The organism is Prauserella aidingensis, assembly GCF_024171865.1.
Taxonomy (GTDB): domain Bacteria; phylum Actinomycetota; class Actinomycetes; order Mycobacteriales; family Pseudonocardiaceae; genus Prauserella; species Prauserella aidingensis.
In genome coordinates, this window is record NZ_JAMTCN010000005.1 from 121,326 (window position 1) to 133,553 (window position 12,228).

Here is a 12,228-nt window from a genome sequence, read left to right on the forward strand (position 1 = left end):
ATTTAACACCGACCCCATTCCCTAGTCTGGGTGTCGTGAATGCGACCGAGCTGGCGATGTCAGGACCGCTGTTGCTGGCCGCAGCCGTGGCCCTGCTGGCCGGCACGATCTCGTTCGCCTCGCCGTGCGTGGTGCCGCTCGTCCCGGGCTACCTCGCCTACCTCGCCGCGCTGGTCGGCTCCGACGCCCCGGCGGTCGACGCCGCTGAGGCCGACGAGAAGCCGAAGCGTGGCAAACGTTCCGTCGTCGGCGCGACAGCGCTGTTCGTACTCGGCTTCACCGTGGTGTTCACGGCCGGTGTCGGCAGTCTCGTCTGGCTCGCCGACGCGCTACTGGTGAACGCCGAGACGCTGCAGCGCATCGGCGGCGTGCTCACCATCTTCATGGCGCTCGTGTTCCTCGGCCTCGTGCCCGGGCTGCAGCGGGAGGTGCGTTCGCACCACGTCCCGCGGGCGGGGCTGTGGGGCGCGCCCGTCCTGGGAGCCGTGTTCGGCCTGGGCTGGACGCCGTGCATCGGACCGACACTGTCCGGTGTCCTCGCCATCTCCGCCGCCAGCGGTAGCACCGGCGCGCGCGGATTCGTGCTCGTCCTCGTCTACTGCGTCGGACTGGGACTGCCGTTCCTGCTCATCTCGGCGGGCACGAAGTGGGCCGTGTCGGCGATCGCGTGGCTGCGCCGCAACGGCAGGCGGGTGCAGCTGTTCGGCGGCGGCCTGCTGCTCGTCGTCGGCATCATGCTGGTCACGGGCCTGTGGACGGAGCTCACGTCGTGGCTGCGGGACGCCTTCATCACCGACACGAGGTTGCCCCTGTGACCCCAGCGCCGTCCGAGCAGACCGACAACGCCGACAACGCCGTGCCCGCCTACCGCGCGACACCGCTGCGCAGGGCGTGGGCGCTGGTCCGCAACACCTGGCGTGGCCTGACGTCGATGCGCACCGCGCTGATCCTGCTGTTCCTGCTCGCCGTCGCCGCGCTGCCGGGTGCGCTGCTGCCGCAGCGGTCGGTCAACGAACGGAACGTCAACGGCTACCTGGACGAACACGGCTGGTGGGGCAGCCTGCTCGACAGCCTCCAGATGTTCGACGTCTACTCCAGCGTCTGGTTCTCGGCGATCTACCTGCTGCTGATGGTGTCGATCATCGGCTGTCTCGTGCCGCGGACGTCGGACTACATCCGCAGCATGCGGTCCAGGCCGGTGCTGACGCCGCGGAATCTGCGCCGGTTGCCGCACCACGAGCGCGTCGAGACCACCGACGACGTCGACGCCGTCATGGCCGGCGCGCGTCGACGCCTGCGGGGATGGCGGCTCGCCGAGCGTGAGGAGGCGGGCGGCGCACGCAGCATCAGCGCCGAACGCGGCTACCTGCGCGAGACCGGCAACCTGCTGTTCCACTTCGGCATGCTCGGCGTGATCATCTCGTTCGCGGCCGGTGCGCTGTACTCGTACGAGGGTCAGGTCGTGGTGCTGGCCGACGGCTCGGAGTTCTGCAACTCCGGTATCTACAACTACGACGCGTTCGAACCGGGTCTGCAGGTCGACGGCACCCAGCTGAACCCGTTCTGCGTGCGTGTGAACGACTTCGACGCGGAGTACCGAGGCGGCCAGCCCGTGGCCTACGAGGCCGACATCGACTACCAGTCCGGCGACGACCTGCAGACCGGCACGTGGCGGCAGCACCACCTCGAGGTCAACGAGCCGCTGCGCACCGCGGGGGACCGGTTGTACCTGCTCAACCACGGGTACGCGCCGACGTTCACGGTGACCTTCCCCGACGGGCAGAGCCGCACCCAGACCGTCCAGTGGCGGCCGGTCGACCAGCAGACCTACCTGTCCGAGGGTGCGACGAAGTTCGAGGAACCGGGCATCACGGACCCGGTGAAGCGGCGGGAACGGCAACTCGCGGTGACGGGCCTGTTCGCGCCGACGCCGTCGATGCACGGCAACATCCTGTCGTCGGCGGGGCCGCAGCTGAACGATCCGCAGGTCGCGGTCGACATCATGCGCGGCGACCTGGGGTTCAGCTCGGGGCGTGGACAGTCGATCTTCGAGATCGACCAGTCGATGGTCGACGCGGGCAGGCTCGAACGGGTCGCGCGCGAGAACCTCGAGGTCGGCCAGTCCCTCACCCTGGACGACGGCACGCGGGTGACGTTCGACGGCGTGGAGCGGTTCGTCGCGCTGCAGGTCTCGCACGATCCGCTGCAGAACTGGGTGCTCGTGTCGGCGATCGTGATGTTCGCCGGGCTCGGGGCGTCGCTGTTCATCAAGCGGCGCAGACTGTGGGTGCGCGCCACGCCGGTCGAGGTGACGGCGGGTGCCACGGGTGAAGGTGCTGCCGACGGCGAAGGTGCTGCCGCGGGCGCTGCCGGTGACGACGCCGGTGGCGGTGCTGCCGGCGGCGACGGTGCCCGCGATGAGGGCAATGCCGCCGGCGACGAGAGCGCTGCCGGCGGCGTGACCGCAGGTGACGGCACCGCGGGTGACGCGAAACCCGACCCACGACGTACCGTAGTAGAAGTGGGCGGGCTCGCCCGCACCGATCAAGCCGGGTACGGCGAGGAGTTCACGCGCATCGCCGCCGAACTCCTCGGCCGGAAGTAGAAGGGCCTGGAGATGCCGGTCAACGAGACGTTGTCGCAGTACAGCGACTGGTCGTACACCACATCCGTCGTCATCTACATCCTGGCGATGGTGTTCTTCCTCGTCGAGCAGTCCTTCGGCAGGCGAGGCCGGGAGGTCGCCGAGCGCACCCGCAACCGGGAACTCGTCGGCGCCGGAATCGACAACACGACCTCCCGAATCGGCAACACGGCGCCCGGAATCGACAACACGACCCCCGGAATCCACAACACGACCCCCGGAATCCACAACACGGGCCCCGGGATCCGCAACACGGGCGGGGCGCCGACGCGGGCGGAGCGGTTCGGTCGCATGGGCATCGCGCTCACGGTGCTGGGCCTGCTGCTGCACGGCTCGGCACTCGTGCTGCGCGGGCTCGCGACCAGCCGTGTGCCCTGGGGAAACATGTACGAGTACGTGATGATCACGTGCTTCGTCGCCGTCACGGCCTGGTTGGTGCTGCTGCGTAAGCACCCGGTGCGACACCTGTCGATGTTCGTGCTGCTGCCGAACGTGATCCTGATGTTCATCGGCGGCACCTGGCTCTACGCCGTCGCCGCGCCGCTGCAGCCCGCGCTCCAGTCGTACTGGCTGATCATCCACGTCGCGGCCGCCGCGGCGTCGTCCGGCGTGTTCCTCGTCCCCGGTGTCGCGAGCATCTTCTACCTGATCAAGGCACGTAACGAGAGTCACCCGGAGAAGTTCGCGAAGTTCGCGGCGAAGCTCCCGGCGAAGGACGTGCTCGACCGCGTCGCGTACCGGACGACGGTCTTCGCGTTCCCGGTCTTCACCTTCGGAGTGCTGTGCGGGGCGGTCTGGGCCGAAGCCGCATGGGGCCGGTTCTGGGGCTGGGATCCGAAGGAGACGGTCGCGTTCATCGCGTGGATCGTCTACGCCGCCTACCTGCATTCCCGTGCCACGGCGGGCTGGCGCGGGAACCGTGCCGCGGTCATCAATGTGATCGGTTTCGCAGTCACGGTGTTCAACCTGTTCTTCGTCAACCTCGTCACCACCGGCCTCCACTCGTACGCGGGAGTTGGCTGACGGAACCGTCGACCGCCGGGTAGCGTCGCACCTGGTACGACGACCATGCGAAGGATTGAAGCGGTGACCGCAGCGAACGACCCCAACGGGCAGGAACCGCAGAAGCCTCATGGGGCGCACCACCTGCATGACGCCGCGGACGCGGCGCGTGACGTCACGGATTCCACGCCCGCTCCGGTGGATCCGGGGCACGCGGACCCGTTGAGTGCGCCCGACAGCCCCGAGGTGACGCAGCGCGTCAGCCCGCCACAGCCGCAGCAACCCGGCTCCGTGCCGTCCGGCGAGGAGACCCAGCCCGCGGTGCACTATCCGGCTCAGCAGCCGTACGACCCGAACCTCCCGCCGCTGACCCCGGACCAGGCGACAGGGGACGGTCAGCAGGCACAGGCGGCGGCGTACCAGCAGTACGCGCAGTACTCCCAGTTCGCCCAGCACGACGCGGCCCACGGGCAGTCGCCTCAGCAGCCGGCCCAGGGGCAGCCGCAGCCCGGTCGGCCGCACCCCGAACAGCCGCACCCTGAACGGCCACAGTACGAGCCTCCGCAGTACGCGCAGCCGCCCGAGGGACCGCGCGAGTCGTACGCCCAGCGGTACTTCGAGGGGCAGCCCGGCCAGTTCGGTGCGCCGCAGCAGCCACAGGGCATGCCGCCGCAGGGGCAACCGCAGGGCCAGCCGCCGCATCCCCAACAGCCACCGAATCCGCAGGCACAGCACCCGCAGCAGGCGATGCCCCAGGGGCAGCAGCCGGGCGAGCAGGGCCTGCCGCCGTTGCCGCAGCCGCAGCGCACCGCGCAGGGATCGTCCGACCTGGCGGGCAACAGCCTCGTGAAGCAGACCAAACGGCCGCCGCGGTCGGGCTGGCGCAAGGCGCTCTACGTCGGCACGGGCAAGCTCGTCAACCCCGGCGAAGGCCCCGCCGACCGTGCGGAACGGGACTTGACCGCGCGGGTTCAGCAGCCGCTGCGCGGGTGCTACAAGATCGGCATCCTCAGCCTCAAGGGCGGCGTCGGGAAGACGACGACCACGACGACGCTCGGGTCGACGTTCGCGTCGCTGCGCGGTGATCGCGTCATCGCCGTGGACGCCAACCCGGACCGCGGCACGTTGGCGCAGAAGATCCCGATCGAGACGACGGCGACGGTGCGTCACCTGTTGCGCGACGCCGATCGCATCACGCGTTACAGCGACGTGCGGGCGTACACGTCCCAGGGCGGCAGCAGGCTGGAGATCCTCGCCAGCGAGCAGGATCCGGCCGTGTCGGAGGCGTTCTCGGAGAACGACTACCGCAGGGCCGTCGACCTGCTCGAGCACTTCTACAACATCGTGCTCACCGACTGCGGCACCGGACTGATGCACTCGGCGATGAAGGGCGTGCTCGACCTCGCCGACTCGCTGGTGATCGTCTCGTCCGGGTCCGTGGACGGCGCGCGCAGCGCCTCGGCGACGCTCGACTGGCTCGACGCGCACGGCTACGGCGAGCTGGTGCAACGGTCGATCACGGTGATCAACTCGGTGCGTCCGAAGTCCGGATCGGTCGATCTCGACAAGCTCACGGCGCACTTCTCCGCCCGCACGCGCGGTGTCGTGAAGGTGCCGTTCGACCCGCACCTCGAAGAGGGCGCGGAGATCGATCTGGATCGGCTGGACAAGGACACCCGCACCGCGCTGCTGGAACTGGCGGCCACCGTCGCGGACGGTTTCGCCATGGATCGCATGGCCCACTAGAGGCCTGCCCGCTGGAGGCCTGCCCGCTGGAGGTCGGCCCAGTGGAGGCTGTCCACCGGCGGCCGGGCGCACGCGCGAGCACGCGGTGGGACCACGTGGTGGGCCACACGAAACACGACGTCGGCCGCGGCCCATCCAACCGGACGGGCCGCGGCCGACGTCGTTTCAGCTACTTGGTGTCGTCCTCGTCGGGGCGTTTCGGCTTCTGCTCACCGAGCTTGCGCAGGAATTCCGGGTCGTCGTCCGGCGCGACCGGGTTGGCGCGATTCGGCTTGGTGCCTGCGCCGACGCGCTCCTGGCTCAGCAATCGCCACACCACGACAGAGATCGTGATGGCGCCGACCACCGCGAGCAAATACAGCATGCCCGCTCCTTCCCATGGGCTGACTGGTACCAGCCTAGCGCGTCGGTGCGAGCCGCCGGACCGCAACGGGCGATCCGGACACCCCGTCGCGCGCCCGACGGGTCCGTCCCGCGCTCCCGCGAGGCGGACGTCAGGAGTGCTGTGGTCCGCCGGGGTCGGTGGTCAACTCCGCGAGCAGCTCGTTGACCTCGGCTTCCCGGAACCGGCGGTGTCCACCCGGGGTGCGGATGGAACCGATCCGACCCGCCGTGGCCCAGCGCGTCACCGTCTTCGGATCCACTCGGAACAACGCGGCGACCTCACCGGGGGTGAGCAGCCGTCCTCCTGTGGTTGCGGTCACGAATCCGCCTCCTTTGAACCACCGTCGATGTCTGTCCAGATGCAGGACTGTTCTGTAATCGTTGCACTCCGCCCGTCGGGTACTCGAACGGTGTTTGCCGAGTAAAGAGGAGGTAATGGACAAACGGGCCGGTTCGGACATTTGCCCAGGTCGTGGTGTTCCGGCGGCCAACCCGGGCGGGCGCGTCGTGTGGGGCGGCCGTTAACTTGTCGGCGTGGATCGTCTCGACCGCCAGATCATCGCCGCCCTCAGGGAGAACGGCAGGGCGACGTACGCCGACATCGGCAGGACCGTGGGACTGTCGCCGTCGTCGGTGCACGAGCGGGTCGGCAAGCTCGAGGCCGCCGGTGTCATCACCGGCTACCACGCGACGGTCGACCCGCGTTCCGTCGGACTCGGCGTGACCGCGCTCGTCGGCATCCAGCCCACCGACACGGGGTCCAACGACGAGATCGCCGACGAGATCGTCGAGCTCGCCGAGGTCGAGAGCTGCTATGCCGTGGCCGGGGACGAGGCGTTCGTCGTCAAGGTGCGCGTGGAGACCGTCGACGAGCTGGAGCACGCCCTCGGCAGGCTCCGCCGGATCGACGGCGTTGCGCGCACCCGCACGACCGTGGTGCTGTCGACCCGGTTCGAGGGCAGACCCAACAACCGTTTACTCGACGCCGACGACGACGGCGTAACCTCGTAAAACGTGAACGCACCAGCATCTTCGGCCTCCAAGGCCCCGGCACACCTGGGGCGGGACCTGACGCTGTACCTGCTCGCGCGGTTCGCGCTCGTCGCCGTGATCGCCGCGGTGCTCACGCTGGTCGGCGTGCCGCTGTTGGTGGCCGTGCTCGTCGGCCTGGTCGTCGGTCTGCCGCTCGGCATGCTGCTGCTGCGTGGTCTGAACGCCCGGGTGACCGCCGGACTCGCCGAGCGGAACAAGCACCGCGCCCGTGAGCGTGCGCGGCTGCGTGCGGAACTGCGCGGCGACCGTCGCGACCCGGACAGCGTGTCCGAGGATGGTGCATCGGAGGACAGCGTGTCCGAGGGCGGCGCATCCGGGGCCCCTCAGTCCAGGGACGCCGCATCCGGGGACAGCGCATCAGGGGACGACGGCTCCGGGGACAGCTCCTCCGGGGACAGCGCTTCCGGGGACAGCGGAGCCGGCGGGCCGGATGGGGCCGCCGACGCCGACGACGACGCGGGCTCCGGGAAGGCCCGCGAGTGACGGCGGCGCCGGCACCTCGCGAGTGGGTGCGGGAGGCGATCCGCATCATCGAGGCCGACGCGAACCGCTCCGCGGACACGCACCTCCACGTCTTCCCGTTGCCGCCCGAGTGGGGCATCGACCTGTACCTCAAGGACGAATCGGTCCACCCGACCGGGTCGCTCAAACACCGACTCGCCCGGTCGCTCGTGCTGTACGGCCTCGTCAACGGGCAGATCGGCCCGGACACGACGTTGATCGAGGCCTCGAGCGGTTCGACGGCCGTGTCCGAGGCGTACTTCGCGCGGATGCTGGGCCTCGACTTCGTGACGGTCGTCCCGCGCAAGACGAGCCAGGAGAAGATCGACCTCATCGAGTTCTACGGCGGGCGCTGTCACTTCGTGGACGTGCCGATCGCGATGTACACCGAGGCCGAGCGGCTTGCCTCCGAGTGCGGCGGGCACTACCTGGACCAGTTCACCTACGCCGAGCGGGCGACGGACTGGCGGGGAAACAACAACATCGCCGAATCGGTGTTCGCGCAGCTGGCACTGGAACGGCACCCGGTGCCCTCGTGGATCGTGGTCGGCGCGGGCACCGGCGGCACGAGCGCCACGTTCGGCCGCTACGCGCGCTACCGGCGGTACGACACCCGCATCGCCGTCGTCGACCCGGAGAACTCGGCGTTCCACGGCGCCTGGGAGACCGGCACCCGCGACTACTCCACCGGCATGCCCTCCCGCATCGAGGGCATCGGGCGGCCGCGGGTGGAACCGTCGTTCGTGCCGGAGATCATCGACGACATGATCCAGGTGCCGGACGCGGCGTCCATGGCGGCCATCCGGTTCCTGCGGGAGCGCACGGGGCACTGGGCGGGTGGCTCCACCGGTACGAACCTGTACGGCGCGTTCACGGTCGTCGCGCGCATGCTGGCCGCGGGGGAGCGGGGCAGCGTGGTGACGCTGCTCTGCGACGGCGGCGAACGCTACGCCAACACCTACTACGACGACGCCTGGATCGCCGAGCAGGGTTTCGACCTCGAACCGCACCTGGACGCCCTGCACCGTTTCCTGGACACCGGCCGCTTCCCGTAGGTGATTCACTGCTGCCTCGAGGGCTTATGCAGGGCTGACGGCTGTCATTGATGGCTCACCGGTGGGCGGTCGGCGAGCAGTCGGGGGACGGTTGTGGTGGTTTCGAGGTACCGGCCGAGTTCGGGATCGAGGAATTCGGCGAGCCGGAGGAGTTCGTCGACACGGCTGTCGAGTCGAATGCGAAGAAGCGGTTCATGGTGCGCCACGCGATTGCGCAGCATGTGGAGTTCCGCAACGGGCGCATCGATGTCGCGGCGGTCGAGCGGGCGTGAGAAGGCCCGGTGAAGACAGGGAACCCACAGTGTCTTCTCGTGCGCCGCTGAACTGAGGTAGCGCCAGAACCCGAAGGAAAGCTCGGCGATGACCTTGCCGGCTGGGGCGTCGCGACCACCGGCGTCGCGCCGGGCACGTTCGAGCGTTTCGCGGGGTTTGCGGTTGATGTCAACCTTGCGCCGGTTCCGTGTACGCCATAAGGGCGGGAAGAACCCGTGAGGGTGGGAGGTTCAGTGTGAGGGGCCCGACCAGTATTCGGTCAGTGCGTCGTTGTAGGCGTTGCGGAGGCCGACCTCAATGTGTGCCAGATCCCGGTGCAATGCGGCAGCCACCTGGCTGTTCCATTCGTAGAGCGCCAGAGCTCTTGCATGGTCGCCGCCGGCTGCGGCCAAGTAGACCGCGTGCCGGGGCGGTGAGAGCCACTTCTGGACCCAGCGGCCGGGTTCGGGGGTGTCATGTGTACTCATGAGTCCTTGCGGCTGATAAGCTGTACAGCGGAAAGCCCCGGTGGACCGATGACCCTGAGCGGTTATGTCGCCGGGGCTCTGTTCTTTCCGGGGCTCTGTTCGGTTGGCGTGCCTGCCGCCCTGCCCGGGTGGCCCGGCTCTCAGGAGAAGGCGAGCGCGACGCCTGCGAGGACGGCCCACGCGAGCATCGCCAGGCCCGTGTCGCGCAGCACCGGCACGAGGTCCAGGCCGGTGTGACCGCCGACGACCACGCGTACCGGTTTGACCAGCAGCAGCGTGGCCGCCAGGGCGACGAACGCAAGCGGGTGTGCCAGTCCGACGGCTACCGTCACCAGTACCGACACCGCGGCCAGCGCGACGTACAGCCAGCGGGTACGGGTGTCCCCGAGCAGCACAGCCAGGGTGCGCTTGCCGGACTCGGTGTCGGTAGGAATGTCGCGCAGGTTGTTGGCCACCAGCACCGCCGACGACAGCGCGCCGACCGCGACCGCGCAGCCCAACGCCGTCCAGTTCAGCCTGCCCGCCTGGACGTACACCGTGCCCAGCACCGCGGCGAGTCCGAAGAACACGAACACGGTGACCTCGCCGAAGCCCTTGTAGCCGTACGGGCTGCGCCCGCCGGTGTAGAACCACGCCGCGGCCAGGCACATGCCGCCGAGTAGCAGGAGCCGCCAGTGCCCCGTCGCGACGACGAGGGCCAGGCCGAACACCGCGGCCGCGGCGAGGCAGCTCACGGCCGCCGTCAGCACCTGGATCGGCAACGCCGCCCCGGATCCGACCAGCCGTAGCGGGCCCACGCGGTCGGCGTCGGTGCCGCGGACGCCGTCGGAGTAGTCGTTGGCGTAGTTCACGCCGACGATCAGCGCCAGCGCCACCAGCAACGCCAGCAGCGTCCGCCACCACGAGAACGCCCCCAGCTGAGCGGCCACGCCCGCACCCGCGAGGACGGGTGCGACGGCGTTGGGCAGCGTGCGCGGACGTGCGCCTTCGATCCACTGTGCGACTGTCGCCATGCCCGCATTCTTTCGCGAACCCTGTGTTGCGCCGTAGGCAGGAGGGCGAGAGTCGGCCCCAAGGCGAGCCCCGGGGGCACCTTGGTTGCACTCAACGCAACCAAGGTGCCCTTGGGGGACGCTCAGTCGTCGAGGACGGCGCGGACCGCGGCGCGGTCGACCTTGCCCGGGCCGATCAGCGGGAGTTCCGGCAGGTGGCGCAGCAGCTTCGGCACGGCGGCGCGGCCGAGCCGGTCCCGGACGAGTGCGCGCAGTTCCTCTTCCAGGGCCTCGGACAGTTGCTCTGCGGTCTCGGGCCCACCGGTGCCGCCGGTGTCGGGCTCGCCGGACGCGCCGGGCGTGTCCGTGTCGTCGGTGCCGGACTCTGCAGGCTCGGGGACGATCACCGCGGCGATCCGTTCGCCCCATTCGGGGTCCGGCAGGGCGACCACACAGGCCGCCCGGACCTGCGGGTGGGCCGTCAGCGCGGCCTCGACACCCGCGGCGGGCACCTTCACCCCGCCGGTGTTGAGCATGTCGTCGAGCCTGCCGAGCACGGCGAGGGTGCCGTCGTCGTACAGCGAGCCGACGTCGCTGGTGCGCAGCCACCCGTCGGCGGTGAACGCGCCGGAGGTGAGGTCGGGGCGCAGGCGGTAGCCGTGGCTCAACATGGGGCCCGCGAGCTCGATGCGGTCGCCCTCGCCGAGCCGGACCGACACGCCTTCGAGGGGGTAGCCGTCGTATACGCAGCCGCCGGCGGTCTCGCTCATGCCGTACGACGACACGGCGCGTACGCCCGCGTCCTCGGCGCGGCGGGCGAGTTCGTCGTCGAGCCGGGCGCCGCCGAGCACGATCGCGTCGTAGGCCGCGGCCGCCTCCACCGCTTCCGGTCCCGCGGCGAGGAGTCGGGCGAGCTGGGTGGGCACGAGCGCGGTGTAGTACGGCCCGTCGGCATGCGGCCCGGGCGCGTCACGCAGCTGCCGCGTCGCGGCTGTGAACGCGTCCGGGTCGAACCCGTCGGCGATGTCGAGCGTCACCGGTTCGACCCCTGCCAGCCACGCGCGGGTGAGCACTTGCAGCCCGCCGACGTAGTTGGCGGGCGTCGCGAGCAGCCAGCGGCCGGGGCCGCCGAGCCGGGCGTGCGTGGCGCGGGCCGACGCCAGCAGCGCCGACGCCGACAGCAGCACGCCCTTCGCCTCGCCGGTCGACCCGGACGTCGGGATGATCACGGCGGTGTCCGGTTCGCCGGGTTCGTCGGGGGCCATCGCCTCGCGCAGACTCTCGGCGCGCGGACTGCGGGGATCCAGCGGCAGCAGTGGTTCGCCGCCGTCGAGCGCGCGTTGCAACGCCTCGTCGAGTTCGGCGACCGACGCGGGCGAACCGTCCGTGAACACGACCTGCACCGCACCAGCGTAGGCCCCGCCGTCGCGGTTCGTGATCACCCGGCGTCGAGGTGTCGGTGCGGCGCGTTCCTATACGTTTGACGTGTTATACGTTGTCCGTATAATCAGTGTGTGATCCAGTCGTTTGCCGACAAGCAGACCGAACAGGTGTGGAACCAGGAACGCACCAGGCTGCATCCGGCCTTGCAGCGCGCAGCGCACCGCAAGTTGCAACTACTCCATGGTGCGGGCGTGGTGAACGATCTGCGTGTACCACCGGGTAACCGACTGGAGAAACTGCGCGGTGACCGGAAGGGTCGCTACAGCATCCGTATCAACGATCACTGGCGCATCTGCTTCATCTGGACCGCTGCCGGACCTGAGGAGGTCGAGATCAGTGACTACCACTGACAAGGCGCACGAGCCGATCCACCCGGGCGAGATCCTCCGTGAGGAATTCCTCGAGCCGCTCGGCATCAGTGTCAACCGGCTCGCGCGGGAGATCCACGTGCCGCAGTCGCGCATCGCCGAGATCGTTGCCGAGCGGCGCACCATCAGCGCCGGCACAGCGCTGCGGCTGTCTCGCTTCTTCGGCATGTCCGAAGGGTTCTGGACCGCTCTGCAGGCCGACTACGACCGCCGCCTCGCGCTGGACGAGATCGGCGATGACCTCGACACCATCACGCCGATGGCGAGCGCCGGCTGACCCCGGTAGGCCACCCGTTTGTC

The 12,228-nt window shown here is 69.7% G+C and carries 15 protein-coding genes; 10 read left to right on the forward strand and 5 right to left on the reverse strand.

Annotated elements, in window-relative coordinates:
- Nucleotides 1-56 precede the first annotated feature (56 nt).
- From LY13_RS08225 to LY13_RS08240, 4 genes are all read left to right on the forward strand, one after another.
- Nucleotides 57-815 carry a cytochrome c biogenesis CcdA family protein gene (locus LY13_RS08225; protein WP_253827865.1) on the forward strand — a complete coding sequence of 253 codons (759 nt, stop codon included), beginning with the start codon at nucleotides 57-59 and terminating at the stop codon, nucleotides 813-815.
- Nucleotides 812-2,605 carry a cytochrome c biogenesis protein ResB gene (gene resB, locus LY13_RS08230; protein WP_372493792.1) on the forward strand — a complete coding sequence of 598 codons (1,794 nt, stop codon included), beginning with the start codon at nucleotides 812-814 and terminating at the stop codon, nucleotides 2,603-2,605. Before LY13_RS08225 ends, resB begins: the two co-directional genes overlap by 4 nt.
- 12 nt (nucleotides 2,606-2,617) lie before the next feature.
- Nucleotides 2,618-3,667 (forward strand): c-type cytochrome biogenesis protein CcsB, encoded by a 1,050-nt coding sequence (gene ccsB / locus LY13_RS08235; RefSeq protein WP_253827707.1) that lies wholly within the window; start codon nucleotides 2,618-2,620, stop codon nucleotides 3,665-3,667.
- A 345-nt stretch (nucleotides 3,668-4,012) separates the two neighbouring features.
- On the forward strand, nucleotides 4,013-5,392 hold the full coding sequence (locus LY13_RS08240; protein ID WP_443678903.1) for a MinD/ParA family ATP-binding protein: 1,380 nt from the start codon (nucleotides 4,013-4,015) through the stop codon (nucleotides 5,390-5,392).
- A gap of 169 nt (nucleotides 5,393-5,561) precedes the next feature.
- Here LY13_RS08240 and LY13_RS08245 read toward each other — a convergent pair whose 3' ends face one another.
- On the reverse strand, nucleotides 5,562-5,756 hold the full coding sequence (locus LY13_RS08245) for a hypothetical protein (protein WP_253827709.1): 195 nt from the start codon (nucleotides 5,754-5,756) through the stop codon (nucleotides 5,562-5,564).
- Nucleotides 5,757-5,886: 130 nt separating this feature from the next.
- Nucleotides 5,887-6,096, reverse strand: coding sequence for a BldC family transcriptional regulator (locus tag LY13_RS08250; RefSeq protein WP_183646459.1), 210 nt, complete (start codon nucleotides 6,094-6,096; stop codon nucleotides 5,887-5,889).
- A 214-nt stretch (nucleotides 6,097-6,310) separates the two neighbouring features.
- Here LY13_RS08250 and LY13_RS08255 point away from each other — a divergent pair, with 214 nt between their 5' ends.
- From LY13_RS08255 to LY13_RS08270, 4 genes are read left to right on the forward strand one after another with little or no spacing between them, the layout of a single operon-like run.
- Nucleotides 6,311-6,787: an Lrp/AsnC family transcriptional regulator gene (locus LY13_RS08255; protein ID WP_253827710.1), complete on the forward strand. Its 477-nt coding sequence runs from the start codon at nucleotides 6,311-6,313 to the stop codon at nucleotides 6,785-6,787.
- A 3-nt stretch (nucleotides 6,788-6,790) separates the two neighbouring features.
- Entirely contained in the window at nucleotides 6,791-7,312 is a 522-nt protein-coding gene (locus LY13_RS08260) for a DUF4229 domain-containing protein (RefSeq protein ID WP_253827711.1), read from the forward strand.
- Complete coding sequence (gene cds1 / locus LY13_RS08265) at nucleotides 7,309-8,385, forward strand: L-cysteine desulfhydrase Cds1 (protein WP_253827712.1); 1,077 nt, start codon at nucleotides 7,309-7,311, stop codon at nucleotides 8,383-8,385. Before LY13_RS08260 ends, cds1 begins: the two co-directional genes overlap by 4 nt.
- A gap of 50 nt (nucleotides 8,386-8,435) precedes the next feature.
- Nucleotides 8,436-8,657 carry a hypothetical protein gene (locus LY13_RS08270; RefSeq protein WP_253827713.1) on the forward strand — a complete coding sequence of 74 codons (222 nt, stop codon included), beginning with the start codon at nucleotides 8,436-8,438 and terminating at the stop codon, nucleotides 8,655-8,657.
- Nucleotides 8,658-8,888: 231 nt separating this feature from the next.
- On the opposite strand, the gene LY13_RS08275 is transcribed toward LY13_RS08270, so the two are convergent.
- From LY13_RS08275 to LY13_RS08285, 3 genes are all read right to left on the reverse strand, one after another.
- Nucleotides 8,889-9,125, reverse strand: coding sequence for a hypothetical protein (locus tag LY13_RS08275; RefSeq protein WP_253827714.1), 237 nt, complete (start codon nucleotides 9,123-9,125; stop codon nucleotides 8,889-8,891).
- 140 nt (nucleotides 9,126-9,265) lie between these two features.
- Complete coding sequence (locus tag LY13_RS08280; protein ID WP_253827715.1) at nucleotides 9,266-10,138, reverse strand: 1,4-dihydroxy-2-naphthoate polyprenyltransferase; 873 nt, start codon at nucleotides 10,136-10,138, stop codon at nucleotides 9,266-9,268.
- A 122-nt stretch (nucleotides 10,139-10,260) separates the two neighbouring features.
- On the reverse strand, nucleotides 10,261-11,520 hold the full coding sequence (locus LY13_RS08285) for an AMP-binding protein (RefSeq protein ID WP_253827716.1): 1,260 nt from the start codon (nucleotides 11,518-11,520) through the stop codon (nucleotides 10,261-10,263).
- Nucleotides 11,521-11,631: 111 nt separating this feature from the next.
- On the opposite strand from LY13_RS08285, the gene LY13_RS08290 reads away from it, so the two are divergent.
- Nucleotides 11,632-11,910 carry a type II toxin-antitoxin system RelE/ParE family toxin gene (locus LY13_RS08290; protein WP_253827717.1) on the forward strand — a complete coding sequence of 93 codons (279 nt, stop codon included), beginning with the start codon at nucleotides 11,632-11,634 and terminating at the stop codon, nucleotides 11,908-11,910.
- Nucleotides 11,897-12,205, forward strand: coding sequence for a HigA family addiction module antitoxin (locus LY13_RS08295; RefSeq protein WP_253827718.1), 309 nt, complete (start codon nucleotides 11,897-11,899; stop codon nucleotides 12,203-12,205). Before LY13_RS08290 ends, LY13_RS08295 begins: the two co-directional genes overlap by 14 nt.
- Nucleotides 12,206-12,228 lie beyond the last annotated feature (23 nt).

Coding starts and splice junctions, on each gene's coding strand:
- LY13_RS08225 (WP_253827865.1), top strand. CDS start 57: ATGTCAGGACCGCTGTTGCTGGCCGCAGCCGTGGCCCTGCTGGCCGGC.
- ccsB (WP_253827707.1), top strand. CDS start 2,618: ATGCCGGTCAACGAGACGTTGTCGCAGTACAGCGACTGGTCGTACACC.
- LY13_RS08245 (WP_253827709.1), bottom strand. CDS start 5,756: ATGCTGTATTTGCTCGCGGTGGTCGGCGCCATCACGATCTCTGTCGTG.
- LY13_RS08270 (WP_253827713.1), top strand. CDS start 8,436: ATGGCTCACCGGTGGGCGGTCGGCGAGCAGTCGGGGGACGGTTGTGGT.
- LY13_RS08275 (WP_253827714.1), bottom strand. CDS start 9,125: ATGAGTACACATGACACCCCCGAACCCGGCCGCTGGGTCCAGAAGTGG.
- LY13_RS08280 (WP_253827715.1), bottom strand. CDS start 10,138: ATGGCGACAGTCGCACAGTGGATCGAAGGCGCACGTCCGCGCACGCTG.